Annotated in this window: 17 protein-coding genes, 1 tRNA gene and 2 pseudogenes; 17 read left to right on the top strand and 3 right to left on the bottom strand. The window is 57.7% G+C overall.

What is annotated here, in order from left to right; all coding sequences use genetic code 11:
* Positions 1-198: 198 nt before the first annotated feature.
* The 6 genes and pseudogenes from CAL29_RS31175 (at position 199) to CAL29_RS31165 (ending at position 8188) form a co-directional block, all read left to right on the top strand.
* Positions 199-1362: an ABC-three component system protein gene (locus CAL29_RS31175; protein WP_143277586.1), complete on the top strand. Its 1164-nt coding sequence runs from the start codon at positions 199-201 to the stop codon at positions 1360-1362.
* Positions 1359-1865: a three component ABC system middle component gene (locus tag CAL29_RS01775; RefSeq protein ID WP_094851288.1), complete on the top strand. Its 507-nt coding sequence runs from the start codon at positions 1359-1361 to the stop codon at positions 1863-1865. Before CAL29_RS31175 ends, CAL29_RS01775 begins: the two co-directional genes overlap by 4 nt.
* Entirely contained in the window at positions 1865-3820 is a 1956-nt protein-coding gene (locus tag CAL29_RS01770) for a DUF3732 domain-containing protein (protein WP_094851287.1), read from the top strand. The genes CAL29_RS01775 and CAL29_RS01770 overlap by 1 nt, the downstream gene beginning before the upstream one ends.
* 195 nt (positions 3821-4015) lie before the next feature.
* A pseudogene (locus CAL29_RS01765) lies at positions 4016-5174 on the top strand (IS30 family transposase).
* A gap of 135 nt (positions 5175-5309) precedes the next feature.
* A complete protein-coding gene (locus CAL29_RS31170; RefSeq protein WP_143277585.1) occupies positions 5310-5975 on the top strand; it encodes an NYN domain-containing protein in 666 nt (221 codons plus the stop codon).
* Entirely contained in the window at positions 5972-8188 is a 2217-nt protein-coding gene (locus CAL29_RS31165; protein ID WP_143277584.1) for a hypothetical protein, read from the top strand. The genes CAL29_RS31170 and CAL29_RS31165 overlap by 4 nt, the downstream gene beginning before the upstream one ends.
* A 172-nt stretch (positions 8189-8360) precedes the next feature.
* On the opposite strand, the pseudogene CAL29_RS01760 reads toward CAL29_RS31165, so the two are convergent.
* The 3 genes and pseudogenes from CAL29_RS01760 to CAL29_RS01750 form a co-directional block, all read right to left on the bottom strand.
* Positions 8361-8894: pseudogene (locus CAL29_RS01760) on the bottom strand (IS30 family transposase); the annotation flags it as partial.
* Between the two features lie 146 nt (positions 8895-9040).
* Positions 9041-9114, bottom strand: a tRNA-Gly gene (locus CAL29_RS01755).
* 71 nt (positions 9115-9185) lie between these two features.
* A complete protein-coding gene (locus CAL29_RS01750; protein WP_094851286.1) occupies positions 9186-9944 on the bottom strand; it encodes an IclR family transcriptional regulator domain-containing protein in 759 nt (252 codons plus the stop codon).
* 129 nt (positions 9945-10073) lie between these two features.
* On the opposite strand from CAL29_RS01750, the gene CAL29_RS01745 reads away from it, so the two are divergent.
* From CAL29_RS01745 to pip, 11 genes are all read left to right on the top strand, one after another.
* Positions 10074-10547, top strand: a complete 474-nt coding sequence (locus CAL29_RS01745; protein ID WP_094851285.1) for a MaoC family dehydratase — start codon at positions 10074-10076, stop codon at positions 10545-10547.
* A 23-nt stretch (positions 10548-10570) separates the two neighbouring features.
* Positions 10571-10999 (top strand): MaoC family dehydratase, encoded by a 429-nt coding sequence (locus CAL29_RS01740; RefSeq protein ID WP_256977123.1) that lies wholly within the window; start codon positions 10571-10573, stop codon positions 10997-10999.
* 93 nt (positions 11000-11092) lie between these two features.
* Positions 11093-12025, top strand: a complete 933-nt coding sequence (locus CAL29_RS01735) for a tripartite tricarboxylate transporter substrate binding protein (RefSeq protein WP_306430678.1) — start codon at positions 11093-11095, stop codon at positions 12023-12025.
* 9 nt (positions 12026-12034) lie between these two features.
* Entirely contained in the window at positions 12035-13276 is a 1242-nt protein-coding gene (locus CAL29_RS01730) for a CaiB/BaiF CoA transferase family protein (protein WP_094851282.1), read from the top strand.
* A 98-nt stretch (positions 13277-13374) separates the two neighbouring features.
* The gene (locus CAL29_RS01725) at positions 13375-14346 is read left to right on the top strand and encodes a tripartite tricarboxylate transporter substrate binding protein (protein WP_094851281.1); all 972 of its coding nucleotides are present in this window, start codon (positions 13375-13377) and stop codon (positions 14344-14346) included.
* Positions 14347-14382: 36 nt separating this feature from the next.
* Positions 14383-15219, top strand: a complete 837-nt coding sequence (locus tag CAL29_RS01720; RefSeq protein WP_094851280.1) for a sulfurtransferase — start codon at positions 14383-14385, stop codon at positions 15217-15219.
* A 3-nt stretch (positions 15220-15222) separates the two neighbouring features.
* Positions 15223-16977, top strand: coding sequence for an FAD-dependent monooxygenase (locus tag CAL29_RS01715; RefSeq protein ID WP_094851279.1), 1755 nt, complete (start codon positions 15223-15225; stop codon positions 16975-16977).
* Positions 16978-17009: 32 nt separating this feature from the next.
* Positions 17010-17420, top strand: coding sequence for a Zn-ribbon domain-containing OB-fold protein (locus CAL29_RS01710; RefSeq protein ID WP_256977121.1), 411 nt, complete (start codon positions 17010-17012; stop codon positions 17418-17420).
* A gap of 4 nt (positions 17421-17424) precedes the next feature.
* Positions 17425-18582, top strand: coding sequence for an acetyl-CoA acetyltransferase (locus tag CAL29_RS01705; RefSeq protein ID WP_094851277.1), 1158 nt, complete (start codon positions 17425-17427; stop codon positions 18580-18582).
* Positions 18583-18849: 267 nt separating this feature from the next.
* Positions 18850-19659, top strand: a complete 810-nt coding sequence (trmB, locus tag CAL29_RS01700; protein WP_094851276.1) for a tRNA (guanosine(46)-N7)-methyltransferase TrmB — start codon at positions 18850-18852, stop codon at positions 19657-19659.
* Complete coding sequence (gene pip, locus CAL29_RS01695) at positions 19660-20598, top strand: prolyl aminopeptidase (protein ID WP_094851275.1); 939 nt, start codon at positions 19660-19662, stop codon at positions 20596-20598. It begins immediately after the preceding gene.
* The last annotated feature ends 28 nt before the right edge of the window (positions 20599-20626 follow it).

Genomic DNA, 20626 nt, shown 5'->3' with positions numbered 1-20626 from the left:
TCGGACATGTGATCGGTCCCATAGTCTATGAAGATTAGGATTTACCCTATCTTCCATCGCTACGTCATTTGTTGCTGTTACGCTAGCGTAACAAGACATGTATCAATAATAAGGATTGTGGCAACCAGGGACCGGCATGGAATTTACGAATTATCGATGGGTAGGCGCCCATAACCGTGTGGGCTTGGAGTCCCCAGTATGACTGCCTTAGTCAAGCACAGCGCTCCAGGCCCATATCTGGGTTTCTCCTTGCAGCCGGTCAGGCTCTGCTACCACCTTCTCAGCGGCCCGCCGGATTCGAGCGTGTCGTTGGAGCTTCTGGATGATGTCGCTATCCATTACGCCAATGGGAATGTCCTATTGGAGCAATGCAAGAGTTCTCTATCCCACAATGCCCTTTCTGACTGGTCCGAGGATCTTTGGAAGACCATTGCGAATTGGCTTGCCGCGGTCGAGTCCAAAAGGGTTAATGGCGATAAAGCCGCGTTTCGGCTATACGTAACACCGCCAAAGTCCGGCAAGATCAGCATGGCTATTCATGACGCAAGGTCTCCAGACGCCATAGATCGGTTGCTCGACCACGTCAAAGACAAACTCAGCAAGAAGGCAGAACCGCCCAGGTGCATGCCAAATGTACAAATATTTCTTGATGCGTCAGTTGCACTTCGCAACCAGGTTATCTGCAAGATGTCTATTTCCAGCGGCGACGCAGATCCAATACAGCCGCTGCGGACTCTGCTAGCGGCCACTATCCCAAATGGCTCCCTTGATGTCATCTGCGAAGCCGCCGTCGGGATGGCGAAGGCGAGGGCAGACTGCCTTATCCGTGAGGGCAGGCCGGCTCTGATAAACGTTTCAGAATTTCGGAAGAGCTTTCATGCCTTCGTGCAGCAGAACAACATGCCCGGCTATTTAGCCTCACTATCTGGAGTTCCAACGACAGACGATACTAAGGCAGTACTCACAAGTCGACCGATGTTCGTTCGGCAACTGCAGCTGATCGAAGCCACCGAGGCGCAGCAACTGCGAGCAGCAAGTGACTTCATGCGAACGTCCGGCGACAAGGTGAAATGGGCCGAAGCAGGATTTATTTACGAGAATACCTTCGAGGATTGGGAGGCCTCGCTGCTGCGTCGGCACGAAGCGTTGGCTAGCGAGATCCACGATCTTCATTCGGACAAGCCGGAAGTCATGCGAGGGCGACTCGTCTACGGTCGATGTTCGGTTTTGGATGTACCTATAGGTAGCCGCACGGTTCCAAGTTACTTCACTCACGGAGTGTTCAACGATCTGGCGGATAGGCGAGAACTCGGCTGGCACCCAGAGCACAAAGCCCTTCTAGACAAGGAGGACGAAACATGAGCGAGATCGTTCAGTCACGCCGCCTCAGTGAAGCCGCGCTCGTTCAGAACGAGGCGCTGGGTGCCTATTCGCTGTGGAGGTTCGGCCTTGGATATCAAGGTCGGGATGGCCGTTCCTGCACACTTCCCCTTGCGTTCCTTGTCCTCCCGCTGATATTGCATGGCCCAACCTTGGCAATGGTGCTGAGCACCCATAAAGCATCGGGATTACACCTCTTCGCCGGCAAGCTTGGAGACAAGCGGGAAGACCTTATTGCAATTCATGGCCGGGTTATGGCGCTAAGACGGCTGACCCTCGAGTCGCTCGTGTGGGCAGAGCAGGCTGGCCTCATTCGGATCGAACCAACAACGGCCACGCTCTGGTCAATTGGCCTTTACGACCTAGGTATGCCAGCGTTGCCCGAGCGGATTCGACGCGTTGGACCTGCATGCGAAAGGCTCGGCTACTGGTTTGCGGGCCTCACCGATCAACAGGTAGTGCATACACTTAAAGTGGATTTCTGATGTACTTTCAACTGAGACAGATTATCTTGTGGCCACGGCGCGGGGGGGAACCGCGAGTGGTGAGGTTTGAACCCGGTGTGGTCAACGTAATCAGTGGGGCGTCGAAGACCGGTAAGTCATCGGTCATACCGATCATTGACTACTGCTTGGGTTCAGAAAAGTGTGCTATTCCAGTTGGTGTTATTCGTGAGAGTTGTTCCTGGTTTGGCGTGTTAGTTGATACCCTTGAAGGGCAAAAACTGCTTGCTCGACGAGAGCCCGGTGACTTGAAAGCATCTGGCGACATGTTGCTCTTGGAAGGGTCGGAAATCGAGCCACCTTCCATTATCCATAAAAGGAATCAAACGGTTGACTACGTCAAGGCTGTTCTGAATCGACTTTCTGGCCTCTCTAACCTGCAATTCGAGCCCGGTAGCGAGGATAGATTCAAATCCCGACCAAGCTTTCGCGATCTAATGGCCTTTCTTTTCCAGCCTCAGAACATCATCGCTAACCCTGACGTCATGTTCTTCAAGGCTGACACCACAGACCATCGCGAAAAGCTCAAAACCATTTTCCCCTATTTGCTCGGCGCTATTAGCCCCGAGCTTCTGCAAGCACGTCATGAGTTGGACCGCATCTCACGGCAGCTTCGCCGAAAGGAAGCTGAATTGAAGACCCGGCAGGCTTCTGGCGCAGCCTGGCAGCGAGAAGGCTTCGCATGGGCACGTCTAGCGATTGAGTACGGGCTGCTGCCACCCCATACAGTGGTGCCAAACGATTGGCCTTCGATAGTGGACCTACTTCGAGTAGTGATGCAAAGCGACACTCACGCAGCCGCACCAACGTTGGCCTCTATGGACGTCATTATGACGAGGCTTACCGAGTTGCGAGCAATCGAATCTAAGCTTGGGATGGAACTCAATCAGTCTCGCAATCAGCTGCACGAATTGCGGCGCCTGGATGAGAGTAGCGACACATTCCGAGACGGCCTCCATGTCCAACGTGACCGGTTGGGACTGTCTAGTTGGATTCGGGAGCTGGCCACAGAACGCCCAGCGGCGGTGCTTGAACCTAGCGATGCCGGACGAGCGCGCATTGATCAACTCTGCGAGGCGCTGGAGGGTATTGAACTTCGGCTGCGGTCGCATCCGGGTGTTGCTGAATCTCTCGGTAAAGAAACGCTTCGTCAGCGCGAAGCAGTGGAGACGATCCTTACCGATCTTGCAGCAGTGCGCCAAGAAATAAGAGCATTAGAAGGACAGTCGGCAGAAGCTCGCAAGGTCACCACTCGCGGCGAGGAAATTTCGCGCTTTCTTGGCCGGCTGCAGGAAGCTCTAAGATTATATGAAGCGGCAGACGTATCTTCAGTGCTTAATGAGGAGATTTCAGCGTTGAGGGAGCAAGTAGCGGATCTGAATAAGCTGATATCCGAACACGAAATAGCTCGCAAGACGGAAAACGCGCTGGACACCATCCAGTCCATTTCTTCGAGACTGGTTCCGGAGCTTGACGGAGAGTGGCCGGACGCTCCTATTCGCCTCAATATCCAAGATCTCACTGTGAACGTCATTCGCGGCACACGCGATGATTTTCTCTGGGAGATTGGTAGCGGTGCGAATTGGCTTGCATACCACGTGGCGCTCACCCTTTCTTTGCAGGGCTACTTTCTCAGTAAACCCAATCACCCCGTGCCAGGGTTGCTAGTCTATGATCAACCAAGCCAAGTCTATTTCCCGGCTCGAAGAGCAGGAAAGACCCTCGAAGAAGAACTTGATCCGGAATGGAAAAATGAGGATGTGGTCGCAGTACGAAAGGTATTTGCGCTTTTTGATCGCATCATCACACGCACTACCGCCAGATTGCAGATCATCGTGCTAGACCATGCGAATGAAGAAGTGTGGGGCGGACTTGCGAATGTCTATCGCGTCGAGGAGTGGCGCGGAAAGGGCTTAGTGCCATCCGGATGGAACTAAATCCTACAGACCATAGCGGTACCAGCTTTATTATTCTCCGATCCGGCCTACTGCGATCGTGAGACTCGATGCCAACGCGCCTATAAGCTCAATCAATCGATCAGTGACCAGGCTGACCATCGGTACGGCAGCTGCTCCGTGTGTGGATCCGGTCAACGTGTGCGAGCGGCTGCGCAAGCAGAAGAGGTGTTGCAAATGAAGCAGAGACCTCGAATCTACTACACGGAAAGTCAGAAGCTCGTAATGAGGGAGCGCTGGCGAAAGGGTGATTCGCTCCAGCAGATTGCCCAACTGTTTGACCGAAACCATTCGTCAATTCAGAGAATTCTTGCTGAGACAGGCGGTATTCAACCCGCTCCGCGGTGTCGATCTTGTGCAGCGTTGTCTTTGGCAGAGCGGGAAGAGATTTCTCGAGGCTTGGTCCGCGGTCAATGGATTCGCCCCATCGCCGCACGGCCCAAGCGAGCGTCCTCAACCACCAGCAGAGAGGTCAAGTGCAATGGTGGGCAGTCTGAATACCGTGTAAGCCAAGCTGATCAGGCGACCTGGGACAGGGCACGTCGCCCTAAGATCTGCAAACTAGCAGACAATTGTCATCTGGCGCAGTTAGTGGCCGAGAAGTTGGCTTTGCAGTGGTCGCCAGCGCAAATCGCCGGGTGGCTGAAACGCGCTTATTGGGAGGACAAGGGCTACCAAGTGTCGCACGAGACCATTTACCGGACGCTCTTTATCCAAACGCGCGGAGCTTTGAAAAAGGAGCTGGTAGCGCATCTGCGACGTACCCGAGTCATGCGACGATCGCGCCACCATACGCAAAAAACGGATGACCACGGGCGGATCGTGGATGCGATCTCGATTAGCGAGCGACCAGCCTCAGCGGAAGATCGAGCGGTACCCGGACACTGGGAAGGCGACCTGCTCTTCGGAAGCTGTAATAGTCAGATCGCCACGTTGGTCGAGCGGCAGACGCGTTACCTCATGCTGATCAAGGTGGCAACGAAGGACACCGAAGCGGTCGTCAATGCCCTGATCAAGCAGGCACGAAGGCTGCCCATGAGCTATACAAATCTCTGTCGTGGGACCGGAGTAAAGAAATGGTTGCGTATAAGCGTTTCACCTTGGCCACAGATATAAAGGTGTTCTTTTTCGATCTGCAGAATCCGTAGCAGCGCGGGGCCAATGAAAATACCAATGGCCTGCTCAAGCAATACTTCCAAAAAGGCCTCGACCTCAGCGACTACTCGCAATCAAATTAGGTGCTATTACCAGGTGCTTAAACGAATGCCCGCGGAAGACGCCGAACTACGAAACACCGGCAGAGCGATTTAAACAAGCTGTTGAAACGACCGGCTGAATGCACAACCAATAGCAGTCATTAGAATACCTAGAGATTCAGGGCGATTCAGATCGTCGCGCCCCTTCCAATGTGGCATTAACGTAACCACCACCATAGAATGTACAATAGTTTGGTAAACCAGGAGTCACATGGATGTCCCACGAGGCGCGAAAAGAACAATCACAGGGAGCTAGAATTCAGCCAGTTTCAGCTTTCGTGGATTGGAATTCTCAAATCTATATCAATGGGGAAAAATTACGCAAAGACCCGATCATGACTGCGCAACTTACGCTCGAAAAGACCGTTGCAAGGATTGCGAGATGCCTAAATAAAGTTGATCGTGATGGCCGCTTTAGGGTGCAGATTCGCCTTTATCATGGTTGGCACAAGGGATATGAGCCAACCATCAATCGGAAGGCCATAACTACTGCGTTGGCATCGATAAGCTTTGCAGATCTATCTCCGATAAGAAACATAGTCTTCGATTCGAACGTTGCATATGGAGATTGTTTACTGCATGCGCTCTCTAGTCGGTTGCATACGCGTCTTGGAATTCATTTACCGAATACGCTACAGTTACAGCATGGAGTGCTCGGAGAAAAAATGGTTGACACGGCATTGGCTGCCGACGTTGTCTCGAACGCCGCAACTCAGACAGACGAGTGGATTGTGGTTGTCGCTGAAGACGATGACCTAGTGCCGCCTGTGTTCACGGCTGAAGCATTGCTATCAAAAACTTCTTCGAGGATACTCATGCTGCAAAACAGAAAGCGTTCGGGGAATTTTCTAAATTTGGAAAATATTATGGTGAAGATGTGATTTTGAATAAAGACCTATTGGCTAGCGATTTGCTGCCGTTCGTAGATATTGGTACAAACTCACCCAAGGTCACGCATAAATCAAATGTTTTGAGCGCACTGTTTGTAAGAGATGGGAGGGAGTACAAGGTTGAAGTTGACGTTGAGACAGGGAAAATCTCTCTCAAGAAGTCGGGTTTCCCCGTTAAAGGGTTTTCGTCTTTCGCTGCGATGCTTGCTTCTGAAGATTTTGCAAATCTTCGAAAATGGGCTGCTTCTCAGGCGGAACTTTTACGCAAGATTTCTGCATCAGAAAAGCATTTATTGCCAATTAACGGACGCACTCATAAGAAAGTCAAAATCGAAGGCATCCAACAGGTCAATGGTTTGTTAGATTCCGACGCTAGAGCGGATGATGCAGCTGAGGTTATTTTAATTGATGGCCCAGCCGGCATAGGAAAAACAAAGCTTGTCGAGCAGTTGGCGCTTCTACGGGCTGAAAGTTATAGCCTTTCGCCATCGCCACTGATCTTGCATGTACGGAGCCGCGGTCGCGTGTTGTCAAACTTGCAGGATTTGATGGCGTTTAGTTTGCAGACGTTGCGATCAAATACAACCTATGACCAAGTTCCAATTCTCTTAAAGCATGGGCTTATAACCGTTGCGGTGGACGGGTTTGACGAGTTGGGAGATCCTAATGGCTATGAATTGGCATGGTCGCAAGTTAATGACTTGATATTTTCGGCACGGGGCAAAGGTGTGGTGCTTCTATCGGGCAGGGATACCTTTTTAGGTAGAGACCGACTTTTTAGAGATGTGAAATCTTTGCGTGAAAATTATGATTTGGTCACGAGCCTCACCTTGGAGCCTGCTACACCAACACAGGCGCAGGATTGGCTAAGGACTAAAGGTTGGACCGATGTTCATTTTAAGATTCCAGCCGTGGCATCACTTCTAGAAGATGGGTCATTCGCTCTTCGGCCAGTTTTTCTTAATTTAATGGCCACGAACATCGCGCCAAAGAGGCTGCGTGAGGAGACTGATAGCTTCTTGACCCCATTGCTTGTCAAGCACATGCTTGAGCGCGAAGCGGGTCTTTTTGGAGACGCCGTTGAGAGCATTGTTCCGCGCCAGGCGTTGGAAGACTTTTTACTTCGATTTTTGATTGAAGTCGCTCGTGATATGGCGGACGGACAAGCAGAAGCGCTTGATGAAACTACGCTGTCATGGCTCGTTGAAATGACGCTTGGGGGTGGCTATCCTGAAGAAATTATCCGTCTTATTCGTAATCGCGCAAGCGTAGTCGCACCGTTGAAGCCTGATATAAGGCCCGGCTACAAGGGATTCGTTCACTCCCATCTTCACAATTATTTTCTTTCTCTTGCCGTGCTCGAGTCAATTGGCAATGGCGAGGTTCCAAAGTTTTTAAAGCGCAATGTTCTTGGATCTGAGCTGATCGCTGTTTTCGGCGACGTAGCTGCGAAAGCAGCGGAATCGAGTGCTCCCCAACTGAATGCTTTCGTGAATCGTTCGTTGCCTATGGCTAGCACCTATGGAGGGGTTGACAGGGCAGCCCGGAATGCAGGCGCACTTGTGCTCTCTACGCTTTCGCTATTGCCAGAGGGCGAAATAATCAGAGATTCAGAAATCGACGAAACGGTCATACGTGGAACTGCAAGCCGAGTGTCGCTGGAGAAGGTCTCCATCCATCAGCTCGATTGTCGGTCTGCCGATCTAAGTGCCGTGTCTTTCAATGGGTGCGAGGTAACGAGCCTAATAGCCAATGATGCAACGATATTTTCATCTTCTTTTCCCTCGCCCCGCCAAGTAGCACTTGAAGGGAAGGATGACATCGTTGATTCCCGCGAAATAGAGGACTGGTTGACTCGCCATGGAAGAAATGCCACAGCCACGGTAGCCACTGGTCTCGCTTCACCTGAACTTGCTGTGCATCCAATATTCAAGCTGCTAGGGAGTGCATGTAGAATCCGGCAGTATTGGCTACGTCCGGGCGATGATATTCAAGCGGACAAAATACTAAGAAATAAATATTGGGAAGATTTAGCAAATCATCTTCGTAACTGCAACTTGTTGCGCGAAGAGGCTCGCCAAGCTTCAGGTGCAAAATCGACCTTTACACATATTCGGATGCGTGAAAAGATTCTATCCGAAGATTCAACTGATCCGGACGTGGTCAACCTATTTTCCCAACTAAATATCTATGCAAGCACCTGATTGATTATATTTATTAGTGATCCACTCTAACTATGGCGCTAGTCATATGAAATTCGTAAATGACCGGATCGCGGCGTACACAGCATTTAGGGGATGGTTTTCGACTTGGTGAGACCGCCGCAGCGCTGAGACTTACTCGAAAGGTACTGAATGGCTATATTGGGTTGTGCATTCAGCCGGTCGTTTCAACAGCTTGTTTAAATCGCTCTGCCGGTGTTTCGTAGTTCAGCGTCTTCCGCGGACATTCGTTTAAGCACCTGGTAATAGCACCTAATTTGATTGCGAGTAGTCGCTGAGGTCGAGGCCTTTTTGGAAGTATTGCTTGAACAGGCCATTGGTATTTTCATTGGTCCCGCGCTGCCACGGATTCTGCGGATCGAAAAAGAACACCTTTATATCTGTGGCCAAGGTGAAACGCTTATACGTAGCCATTTCTTTACTCCGGTCCCACGACAGAGATTTGTATACCTCATGGGCAGCCTTCGTGCCTGCTTGATCAGGGCATTGACGACCGCTTCGGTGCCCTTCGTTGCCACCTTGATCAGCATGAGGGAACGCGTCTGCCGCTCGACCAGCGTGGCAATCTGGCTATTACAGATCCCGAAGAGCAGGTCGCCTTCCCAGTGTCCGGGTACGGCTCGATCCTCGCTGAGGCTGGTCGCCCGCTAATCGAGACCGCATCCACGATCCGCCCGTGGTCCCCCGTATTGATGGGCCAAAAAATGTACCGGACTGGGGACGCTAGAGAGGCATTTTCCCGATCCCAACAGCATTAGGGATGGAAAAACCTCATTGAAATTCAATCACTTGGAATCACTTCCCAGAGTGACGCACCGAGTATGAAGCGTGATTTGGAGCGGGTGAAGGGAATCGAACCCTCGTATGAAGCTTGGGAAGCTGCCGTTCTACCATTGAACTACACCCGCATGGATGCCGTGCCGGCGCACTACTCCGCCGACAGGAAGCGGGATTATACCCCGCGGCGGGAACGGCTGCGCTACTGCTCCTTCAGCCTCGACGCCGCGAGTTTCAAGAGCGGCAGAAACTCCGTCCGTGCCTGTTCCTCCGTGAATTCCCCCGAAATCAGGCTCACGTTCACGGCCGCCACGACGGCGCCGCCCGGGCCGCGGATGGGCACGGCCAGTCCGCAGATGGATTCGTCGTATTCGGCATCCGACCAGGCATAGCCCTGCTCCCGAACCTTGGAAATCACCGCGCGCAAGGCCTCCCTGTCGGTCGTGGTCTTCGGCGTGAGCGGCGTGAATTCGGTCGTGGACAGATAGGTGTCGAGCTCGTCTGCCCGCAGACCGCTCAGGAGCACCCGTCCCATGGACACCGTATAGGCAGGCAGGCGGCTGCCTATGGACGGGCTGAACGCCAGGATGCGCTTGGTGTGAAAACGCTGGATATAGACGATATCCCCGTCGTCCAGCACGGACACGGCGCACGACTGCTTGATGCGCGTGCCCAGCTCCTCCAGGACCAGTTGCGACTGGCGCCAGAAAGGCAAGGTGTAAAGGTAGGTCATCCCCAAACGCAGGACCTTGGGCGTGAGCCAGTAGTCCTTTTCGTCCGCGCCCACGAAACCGAGATCGATCAGCGTCAGCAATAGACGCCGCACCACCGTACGCGGCAGTTCCGCCGCCTCGCTGATTTGCGCGATGTTCTGCCTGCCCGTGGACTGGCCCATCACTTCGATGACGCGCAAGCCCCGCGCGAAGGTTCTGACAAAGGATTCGCTCTCTGGAGTAGCCATAGGGGATTTCCCGTGCTCGCGTTGACGCCGGTCTCAAACTTTTAAATAATGATCGCAGAGCGGTTTATATTGACCGCTTAGCGGACATTATACAGATGTCCTTCGCAATTTCAAACCAGCAAGGAAGCCATGAAAGAGACCACCTTCGAGACGGACTTCTGGAAGGACGCGAACCTTCGCAAGATTTGGGACGACATCGTCCCGGGCCAGCCTCGCAAGACCCTCCCCTACACCCTCACCCGCGAAGCCATCGAGAAGTATTGCCGGGTCGTCGGCGATATGCATCCGCTGTACTTCGACGAGGAATACGCGAAGAAATCCTCGTATGGAGGGTTGATCGCGCCGCCCGCGATTCACATCCTGCTGATGTTCGCCTGCACGCCCACCGACGACTGGATGCGCAGCCCCGGCACCGTCAATGCCGGCCAGTCCTGGAGCTACAACATTCCGGCCCGCCCCGGCGACGTTATCCGCCTGGAAGCCCGCGCGCTGGACAAGTTCATCAAGAAGGACCGGCTTTTCGTCGTGCACGACAACGTGTTCTTCAACCAGAACGACGAAGTGATCTGCTCCGGCCGCGGCTGGACCATCCGTCCGCAATAAGCAAGACAACAGGAGACATGGATATGAGTTACGACAAGCTGAGCGTCGGCCAGGAAATCGTGGGCGCCCCTTTCTCTCCCACCCGCGAAACCATTCGCGATTTCTGCGAGGCGTCGCTGGACTTCAACCCGCTGCACCTGGATGACGAGTACATGAAGGGGGATTTCGGCAAGACCAATTTCGGCGGAATCATCATGCACGGCATGAACAACTTCGGGGTCATCACCAGGATGCTCACCGACTGGCTGTACGAGCAGAACGCCGTGGAGCGCCGCCTGGAAACGCGCTGGAAGAGTCCCGTCAAACCCGGCGACACCATTACCCCCCGGGGCCGCATCACCGCGCTCAAGAAAACCTCGAACAGCCGCTGGGTCTGCCTCGACGTAGAGGTGCGCAACCAGCGCGACGAGGTGGTCGCGGTCGGCGAGGCCATGGCTGAGTTTCCTCACTGAAACACAGACCGGCCTCAGGAAAAGCGAAAAAAGATAAAGGAGACTTCGGCGATGGGTATAAAACTTGGATTAGCGAAATGGTCGGCAGGCCTGGTGGCGGCATTGTCAGCGAGTCTGGCATTCGGCCAGGCCTGGCCGTCGCAACCGGTCAAGATCGTCGTGCCATTCCCCGCCGGAGGAACCACCGATATCCTCGCCCGCCAGCTCGCCACCGGCTTAGGACAGAAATGGGGCGTTCCCGTCGTCGTCGAAAACAAGTCGGGGGCGAGCGGGACCATATTCTCCGAGCAACTGGCAAGGACGGCGCCTGACGGATACACGTTGATGGTGACGGCCACCCATCACGTGATCAATCCGGGACTCTACAAGCACCTGCCGTACGACACCAAGACGGCCTTCACGCCATTGGCGCAGGTGGCCGTGGTTCCCAACGTCCTGCTGGTCAACCCCGCCGTGCCCGCGAAGACGGTGCAGGAATTCATCCGGTACGCCAAGGCCAATCCGGACAAGTTGAGCTTCGGCTCCGCGGGCACGGGCGGCGCGAACCACCTGTCGGGCGAACTCTTCAAGTCCATGACCGGCATCCAGATGACGCATATTCCCTACCGCGGCGCCGCGCCGGCGCTCAATGACCTGTTGGGCGGAACGATCCCGGTAATGTTCGATTCGATCACAGGTGTCCTGCAGCATGTCAGGGCGGGCAAGTTGCGGGCCCTGGGCGTCACCTCGCTCAAGCGTTCGTCCGTGGCGCCCGACATCCCCACGCTGGACGAATCCGGCGTAAAGGGATTCGAAGCCACCGCATGGTTCGGCCTTTATGGCCCCGCGGGGATGAAACCCGAATTGAGCAACAAGATCAACGCCGACGTGCGCGAAGTCTTGAACATGCCGAAGATGAAGACGCTCTTCCTGGAACAGGGCGCCGACCCCGGAACCATGACGCAACCCGAATTCGCGGCCTTCGTGAACGCGGAAATCGATAAATGGGCCAAGGTGATCGCCACGGCGCACATCAAGCTGGACTGAGGCAAGCCCATGACACCGACAATTCAGAACACGGGCGCGCTGTCGCATATCCGCGTACTCGATCTCTCGCGCATCCTGGCGGGACCTTGGGCCACGCAAAACCTCGCCGACCTGGGCGCGGAAGTCATCAAGGTGGAAAGGCCCGGCGTGGGAGACGACACGCGCGGGTGGGGACCGCCGTGGATCAGGGACGACAACGGCGAGTACACGAACGACTCCACTTACTACGCGGCCGCCAATCGCGGCAAGAAATCCATCACGGTGGATATTGCCAGCGAGGAAGGGCAGAAGCTGATCCGGGAGCTGGCGGCCATATCGGACGTGCTGGTCGAGAACTACAAGATCGGCGATCTCAAACGCTACGGCCTGGACTATGAGAGCCTGGCCGCCATCAACCCGCGCCTGGTCTACTGCTCCATCACCGGTTACGGCCAGACCGGCCCCAGTTCGCACAAGCCGGGATACGACTTCGTCTTCCAGGCCCAGGGCGGGCTTATGAGCATTACCGGGGAACGCGACGACCTGCCCGGCGGCGGCGCCCAGAAGGTAGGTATTGCCATCGCCGACGTCATGACGGGAATGTATTCGTCCATCGCCATACTTGCCGCGCTCAATCACCGGGAAGTTTCCGGACGCGGCCAATATATAGACATGGCATTGCTCGATTGCCTCGTCGCCCTGGGCGGCAACCAGGTGACGGGCTATTTTTCGAGCGGCAAGGTGCCCTTCCGTTATGGCAATGCGCATGCAAGCCTGGTTCCCTATCAGGTATTCCAGACCTCGGATGGCGACATGGTGGTCGCGGTTGGCAACGACCAGCAGTGGCAAAAATATTGCGAAGGGATAGAGCGGCCCGACCTCGCATCCGATGCGCGCTGGACCAAGGTGACAGGCCGCATCACCGGCCGCGAAACCCTCATCCCCGAATTGGCCAGGACCATGCGCACCCGCACCTCGGCGCAGTGGATAGCGCGCTTGGAAGCGCTGGGCGTGCCGTGCGGCCGAATCAACGACTACAAGCAGGTCTTCGAGGATCCGCAAGTGGTGCATCGCGGCTTGCGGGTGGACATGCCGACCGAAGACGGCGGAACGGTCTCCACCATCGCCAGTCCCCTGCGGCTCACGGGCACCCCCGTGCAGTACAAACTGCCTCCCCCCAAGCTCGGCAGCAGCACCGAGGACCTGCTCAAACAACTTCTCAACAAATCGGACAAGGAGATTGCGGCCTACAGGGAGGCCAAGGTGATCTAGGGAGACGCCGATCGGCGATCTCACATCGCGCGCATGACCCGGCCGGCAGAATCCGGGAAGCCGAAAAACAAAGGCTCATAAATACAGAGACAAACAATATGAAGAAATTCATCTCCAGAGCGGTCAAGTGGGTATTTGCCGGCATCGCGATGCTTGCCGCAAGCCCGGGCTTCGCGCAGTCCTATCCTCAAAAACCGGTCAGGGTGATCATGCCCTGGATCGACGGTTTCCCCGCCAACTCCGCGCGCCTGTTTTCGCAGGAGCTGGCAACCCGATACAAGCAGCCATTCGTCGTGGAACCCAGGCCGGGGGCCGGCGGTGAAATCGCCGCCAGGCAGGTCATCGCCGCGCCGCCGGACGGCTACACCCTGCTGGTGACGGGTTCGTCCATCACCATACGCGCGGCCAGCAACGAGAAAAATGCGGACGGACTGCGCGACCTGCAACCCATCGCCCAGATCACCACCACGCCCTATGTCATCGTCGCCAAGGCGGGCCGGTTCAAGACCTTCAAGAACCTGCTGGCCGAGGCCAGGAGCAGCCAGAAAATCAACTTCGCGTCGGCGGGTATCGGCACGGGCATGCACTATCTGGGCGAGCTCATCAACATCAGCGCCGGCGTGAAGATGATGCACATTCCCTACAACACCGGCTCCAGGCAACTGGCCGCGGTAATGGGAGGCGACGTCGACATCGCCATTATTTCGCTGGTCACCGCGTGGCCCTATATCCATGCGGGAACCATGGAGGCATTGGCGGTCAGCTCGGAAACGCGCAGTGCCATCGCGCCGGATATTCCCACGCTGCATGAACTGGGTCTCAAGGACGTTCCCGCCATCGGCGCGTGGATTGCCGTTTTCGGGCCCAAGAATCTCGATCCCGCCGTGGTGAAAAGCCTCTCGAAGAATATTTCCGAGATCGCGAAGGATCCCGCGACGCAGGAAACCATCAAGGGTTGGGCAGCCGAGCTTCCCGACACCCGAACCGCCGCCCTGGAAAACGTAGTGGGATCGGAGACCCGCTTTTGGAAAAAGCTCATCAAGGAACGCAATCTCCCTATCGCGGATTGAGCCTGATCCCCACCGTCAGCGCAAAGGGCATGAAAAATGGAGCACAAACTTTCTTCTCTCTCCGGCGACCTCGTGCAGCCGGACCAACTGCTTGAAAGCCCCAACGATAATCGCCTGTTCGTCGACGTTCGCCTGGGCGAACCCGCGGACGAGTTCAAGGACTACAGGGACTGCCACATCCTCGGTGCGGTTCACGCCCAGATTCGAGATGTCTTCGCCGGACCGCCGACCCCCGACTCCGGGAACCTGCCGCTGCCCGACCTGGATCAGCTAGAGCGTCAACTCCAGGCGTGGCGCGTCGATGCGGACACCGAAATCGTGCTGTATGGCCCATCGATGGCGCTGGCCGCCCGCGGCTGGTGGGTGCTTCGCTGGGCCGAGCTCGCGAACGTGAAGATACTTGATGGCGGGTTGAAAGCCTGGATCAACCATGGCGGTCCCGTCGCGCAAGGGGAAACCCAACGCGCGTCCAGCCCTCCTCCCCAACGACTCCATTTGTCCGGTGGCGGCATGCCCCAGATTCTCGTCCAGGACGTCGAGAATCTGGACGACGGCGCGGTGCTGATCGACGCACGGGATGAGAACGCATATCTGGCCGGATGCATTCCACGGGCCCGCAACGTTCCCGCCGCCGGTCAGTGGGCGCCGGGAGGCGCCCTGCGCACGACCGGAGAAATCCAGGATCTATACGAAGAAGCCGGCCTTCGAAAAGGCGACGATGTCATCGTGTATTGCGGCGGCGGGGTGCTTTCCGCGTTGACCGTGCTGACGCTCCAGGCATTGGGACACCAGCCGCGTCTCTACGTCGGATCATGGTCGGAGTGGAGCAAGCGTCCCGAACGCATGGCTCGCAGCGCCATGGCAAGGAGTTGAGGAATGAACGGAGATTCCAGGCGCAACGCGGAAAATCGTTTCGATGTCGTGGTCTGTGGCGGCGGCCCGGTCGGACTTTCCATGACCTATCTATTAGGGAGGGCAGGCCTGCGGGTCGCGATGTTCGAGAAACGTCCCAGCACGACCACTTTGCCCAAGGGGCAATATCTTCACGCGTCCACCGCGGAATTCTTCAGGCAATGGGGCGTATGGGACCTGTTGGCCGACGCGGGCTGGGAGACCGAGGATGCCAACGGCCAGGGCTTCTACGTGAACGTGGCGAACGGCCCGGTGGCGGCGATCCGCGCGATAGAAGGCACGCACGAAGACTATGTAAAAAAGTGGGGAGCGCATAGTCCCGTCTTTCCACGCAAGATTCCCGCGTCGGACTATGAGGCGGCCATACGCCGCCGGGCCGAGTCCTGGGCCAACGCCTCGCTGCACTTCCATACGCAAGTCACGGACGTCGAGCAGTTGGAGGATGGCGTCCGCTTGACGGTCGAGGACGTCCCGTCGAAGACGATGAGGAGCGTCGTGGCGCGCTACGTGGTGGCGTGCGACGGCGCCCATAGCTTCATTCGTTCTCGATTGGGGACGGGCCAGGACCACGGACCCACTTTTGGAAACCAGGTGCTGGTGGAGTTTCGGGCTGAACTCGACGACACCCTGGGCAAGGACGGATTCTTCCACTCCTTCATCTTGAATCCGCGCTATGCGGGATGGTTTGGCAGCAAGCACCCCGGCAACGGTTTGTGGCGCTACAGCTTCCGGCATGATGAAGAAACACCGCCGGTGCGCGAAGTATTGCTGGAACGCATCCGCGGGGCGCTAGGAATGCCCCACTTGCCGATAGAAATCATTCAGACCTACCGATTCGACTACAGCACGGGCCTGCTGCGGAACTGGCGCGAGAAAAATGTGCTGTTCGCCGGAGACGCCGCCCACTGGCATTCCCCGTGGGGCGGTTTCGGCATGAACTCCGGCATCCAGGATGCGAACAACCTGGCGTGGAAACTCGAACTGGTGCTGAAAGGCAAGGCCGCCGAGACGCTGCTCGACTCCTATCAGGAAGAGCGCAAGTCGAAAGCGCTTATCACCGTCAAGTCCGCCACCTACAACTCCCTGCATTACCAGGCGATTGCGGAGGCCGCGCGGGTTGGGGAAGGCGCGCTGTTCGCGCAGGGAAGAATTTCGGCGGAAGCGCAGCTTTTTCTCAGCCAGCGCACGATTCCGCATGGCGACAACGCCGTGCTCCACACCGGTTATCAACTGGGTACGGTTTATCGATCCCGCGCAATCGTCGGCAACGGTGAAACCGCGCCGGCGCCGGATCTGGTCGAGTATGTGGAAACCACCGTTCCAGGCGTGCGGGCGCCGCATGCCTGGTTATCGAGGCAGGCCACGGGCGAACGAATCTCCACCATCGATCTGTGGGGGCGCAGGTTCGTGCTCGTCGGGCACGACATGCCCGATTATTGGAAAGCCGCGGCCACCGATGTCGCCGACGCCCTGGACATCGAGCTTCCCGCGATCGCTGTCGGCGCGAACGCCGCATATCGGCCCCTGGATTCGAAATTCGAACGGCTCTATGCAGCGCGCCTCGGCGACGTCGTTCTGGTGCGCCCCGATGGTTTCGTGGGAGCCAAGCTGTGCGCCCCGGACAAGGCCGCCGCCGTTCGGCTGCTGCTGGATGCCATGCAATCGATCCTGGGCATCGCCGCCAGCGCGAAAAATCCGGAAATCGAGGCGTTGGCCTGACACATACGTCCACGGGCAAGCCGCCCGGAAATATGACAGATGAGGTTTTTTCGATGAGCGAGATGCCAGGAGAAGTGATCGAAGGCTCGCCCCTCAGCGTATATGAGTCGTTCCTGCGCAAGGGCAAACTGGCCTACCAGTGGGATAAAGCGACAGGAAAACCCGTGTTCTTTCCGCGCGTGCTGGCCCCGGGTTCCGGCAGCACCGACCTGACGTGGCGGGTCAGCGAGGGGCGCGGCTCGGTGTATTCGGTCACGGTAATCAGTCCGAAGAACGAGCCGGCCTACAACGTCGTGCTGGTGGACATGGACGAGGGCTACCGGCTCATGAGCCGCGTCGAAGGCATACCGGCGGAAGACGTCCGCATCGGAATGCGGGTGCGGGCCCGCGTCTTCGATCCGGGCAATGAAGAACCTCCCTATCCCATATTCGTACCGGAATGAATCCATGAGCCAGAAACTGAAAAGAGGCGCCTGCGCGATCGTCGGGGTGGCCGAGTCCGACATAGGCCAGGTCTCTCCCGGTCTATCGCCCATGGACCTCATGGGACAGGCCACGCACCGCGCGCTGGAAGATTGCGGCCTGTCGCTGCAGGACATCGACGGCGTGTTTTGCGTCACCTCGCAAGCGCGCATGGCGACCCTCTCGCTATCCGAATATCTCGGGCTGCGGCCCCGCTACCACGGCGGGGCGAATATCGGCGGATGCAGTTTCATGTCCATGGTCGCGCATGCGCAAGCCGCCATCGAGACGGGCGCATGCGAAGTCGCGCTGATCGCGTATGGCAGCACCCAGCGCAGCCTGGGGCGGGCCAACGTGGCCTCGGTCGACCCCAGTCCGTACGACTCGCCGTTCCGGCCCATCTTCACCGCCAGCTCCTATGCCCTCGCGGCCGCGCGGCACGCCTATCAGTTCGGCACCACACGCGAGCAATTGGCGCACATCGCCGTGGCGGCGCGCCAGTGGGCGCTGCTCAATCCCAAGGCGTGGGAGAAGAAGGCGCTGACCGTGGAGGAGGTATTGAACTCGCGCGTCCTGAGCAGTCCGTTGACGGTGCGCGATAGCTGCCTGGTGACGGACGGCGGCGGCGCCATCATCGTCACGTCGGCCGAGCGAGCCCGGACGCTCAGGAAGCCCCCCGCCTATATCCTCGGCGTGGGCGATGACCTGAGTCACTACAGCATCAGCAACATGGAAGACCTGACGACGACCGGAGCGGTGCGCTCCGGCGCGCGCGCGTATGCCATGGCGGGCCTGCGGCCGAAAGACGTGAATGTGCTTGGGCTGTACGACGCATTTACGATCACCACCCTGCTTTTCCTCGAAGACCTCGGTTTTTGCCCCAAGGGGGAAGGCGGCCGCTTCGTCATGGATGGCGCCATCGCGCCGGGCGGCAGATTGGCGGTGAACACCAATGGCGGCGGGCTGTCCTATTGCCACCCCGGCATGTACGGAATCTTCATACTCATCGAGGTGGTGCGGCAGCTTCGGGGAGAGGCGGGCGCCCGCCAGGTCGCAAACTGCGACGTGGCGCTTGCGCATGGAAACGGCGGAACGCTGTCCGCCCAAAGCACGGTCGTTCTCGGCTCCCAGGCGACGGTTTGACGCTCGAAGACATCGTATTCGCGTAGGCGGCAGACCGCGGGCGCCTTTCCCTCAATACCCGACAAAGAAGAAACATCCGTTCATTGATGCCCCCGGCGTTACAAATCAATATATACGCCGGGCCGTGGTCTCAAGATTCCTATCCGAGGCGACGTGTGACTATATATATAGAGCATGGAAGCCACCGTAAGCCCGACGCAAAACCCGCCTGTAACCTGATCCTCCACGGTTCCGCACGACGGCTGCGCCCTACTACAATGGCGCCCTATGAATACGCACCCTCCTTCTGCCGACGCCGCGGATCGGCCGCCCGCCGACGACACGACTGCCAGCCAGCCGGCCGCGACAGCCCAACTCCAGGCGCAAGACAGCCCCCTCCCCAACGACGGCAGCGCGACCGACGCTGCCCATCCGTCCCATATTCGCTCCTTCGTCCATCGCCGCGGCCACATCACCCAAGGCCAGCGCGATGCGCTGGAGCGCCTGCTGGAACAGTGGTCCATCCCCTATTCCCCCCGCCTGCTCGACGTTACCAAGGCCTTCGGCCGCCAGGCCCCCACTATCCTGGAAATCGGCTTCGGCATGGGCGAGACGACGGAGAAGATCGCGCTCTCCCGTCCCGGCGATAACTTCCTGGGGGTGGAGGTCTTCAACGCCGGCGTGGGCTCCCTGCTCAAGCGCATCGAAGCCTCCGCCGTCCCGAATATCCGCATCGTCCAGCACGACGCCGTCGAAGTGGTCCGCGACATGATCGCGCCCGACTCCCTGGCCGGCGTCCATATCTATTTCCCCGATCCCTGGCCCAAGAAGCGCCATCACAAGCGCCGCCTGATCCAGCCGCCGTTCGTCAAGCTGCTGGCCAGCCGGCTGGCGCCCGGCGGCTACCTGCACTGCGCCACGGACTGGGAGAACTACGCCGAACAGATGCTGGAAGTCCTCGGCGCCGAACCTTTGCTCGCCAATACGGCCAAGGATTACGCGCCCCGCCCGGACTACCGTCCGCAAACCAAATTCGAGACGCGCGGCCTGCGCCTGGGGCACGGCGTCTGGGACCTGATTTTCAAGCGAGTCGCCTGAATGCTCTTCCCCGCGATCGACCCTTACGCCCACGGCTACCTGGACACCGGCGACGGCCATCAGATTTACTGGGAGCAATGCGGCAACCCGAAAGGCAAGCCCGCCGTTTTCCTGCACGGCGGTCCCGGCAGCGGATGCTCGCCGGTTCACCGCCAGTTGTTCGACCCCAGCCGCTATAACGTATTGCTGTTCGATCAGCGCGGCTGCGGCCGCTCGCATCCCCACGCCAGCCTGGAGAACAACACCACCTGGCACCTGGTGGAGGATATCGAACGCCTGCGCAAGGAGGTGATGGGCGTCGACAAGTGGCTGGTGTTCGGCGGTTCCTGGGGTTCGACGCTGGCGCTGGCCTACGGCCAGACGCATCCCGAGCGCGTCTCGGCAATGATCGTGCGCGGCATTTTCACGATCCGCAAGAGCGAGATCGACTGGTTCTACCAGGAAGGCGCCTCGCATCTCTTCCCCGATCTGTGGGAAGACTACCTTGCCGTCATTCCGCCCGATGAACGCCACGATCTGGTCGCGGCCTACCATCGCCGGCTGACCGGTGCGGACGAGGCCGAGCGCCTGCGCGCCGCCAAGGCCTGGAGCAAGTGGGAAGACAGTACGATCACCATGATGCCCAGCCCCCGCCATCAGCAAAGCCATGCGGCCGACCTGGCGGCGCTGGCTTTCGCGCGCATCGAGAATCACTACTTCACTCATGCCGGCTTCATGGAAGAAGGCCAGTTGATTCGCGACGCCCACAAGCTGGAAGGCATCCCCGGCGTCATCGTGCAGGGGCGTTACGATGTCTGCACGCCCGCGCGCACGGCCTGGGATCTGCACCGCGCCTGGCCGCAAGCGGATTTCCACATCGTGCCGGACGCGGGCCACGCCTTCGACGAACCGGGGATCCTGGCCTTGCTGGTGCGGTCGCTGAATCGGTTCGCGGCGTAGTTTCGCCAGCACAGCCCCGCACCGGCCT

Source organism: Bordetella genomosp. 10, from assembly GCF_002261225.1.
Classification (GTDB): domain Bacteria; phylum Pseudomonadota; class Gammaproteobacteria; order Burkholderiales; family Burkholderiaceae_B; genus Bordetella_C.
Note: the sequence above shows the minus strand (reverse complement) of the source record. Positions and strands in the feature narration are given on the sequence as shown.

Bases quoted from the DNA above. Each gene is read 5' to 3' on its own strand.
- CAL29_RS31175 (WP_143277586.1), top strand. From the start codon at position 199: ATGACTGCCTTAGTCAAGCACAGCGCTCCAGGCCCATATCTGGGTTTC.
- CAL29_RS01775 (WP_094851288.1), top strand. From the start codon at position 1,359: ATGAGCGAGATCGTTCAGTCACGCCGCCTCAGTGAAGCCGCGCTCGTT.
- CAL29_RS01770 (WP_094851287.1), top strand. From the start codon at position 1,865: ATGTACTTTCAACTGAGACAGATTATCTTGTGGCCACGGCGCGGGGGG.
- CAL29_RS31170 (WP_143277585.1), top strand. From the start codon at position 5,310: ATGTCCCACGAGGCGCGAAAAGAACAATCACAGGGAGCTAGAATTCAG.
- CAL29_RS01750 (WP_094851286.1), bottom strand. From the start codon at position 9,944: ATGGCTACTCCAGAGAGCGAATCCTTTGTCAGAACCTTCGCGCGGGGC.
- CAL29_RS01745 (WP_094851285.1), top strand. From the start codon at position 10,074: ATGAAAGAGACCACCTTCGAGACGGACTTCTGGAAGGACGCGAACCTT.
- CAL29_RS01740 (WP_256977123.1), top strand. From the start codon at position 10,571: ATGAGTTACGACAAGCTGAGCGTCGGCCAGGAAATCGTGGGCGCCCCT.
- CAL29_RS01730 (WP_094851282.1), top strand. From the start codon at position 12,035: ATGACACCGACAATTCAGAACACGGGCGCGCTGTCGCATATCCGCGTA.
- CAL29_RS01725 (WP_094851281.1), top strand. From the start codon at position 13,375: ATGAAGAAATTCATCTCCAGAGCGGTCAAGTGGGTATTTGCCGGCATC.
- CAL29_RS01720 (WP_094851280.1), top strand. From the start codon at position 14,383: ATGGAGCACAAACTTTCTTCTCTCTCCGGCGACCTCGTGCAGCCGGAC.
- CAL29_RS01715 (WP_094851279.1), top strand. From the start codon at position 15,223: ATGAACGGAGATTCCAGGCGCAACGCGGAAAATCGTTTCGATGTCGTG.
- CAL29_RS01710 (WP_256977121.1), top strand. From the start codon at position 17,010: ATGACAGATGAGGTTTTTTCGATGAGCGAGATGCCAGGAGAAGTGATC.
- CAL29_RS01705 (WP_094851277.1), top strand. From the start codon at position 17,425: ATGAGCCAGAAACTGAAAAGAGGCGCCTGCGCGATCGTCGGGGTGGCC.
- trmB (WP_094851276.1), top strand. From the start codon at position 18,850: ATGAATACGCACCCTCCTTCTGCCGACGCCGCGGATCGGCCGCCCGCC.
- pip (WP_094851275.1), top strand. From the start codon at position 19,660: ATGCTCTTCCCCGCGATCGACCCTTACGCCCACGGCTACCTGGACACC.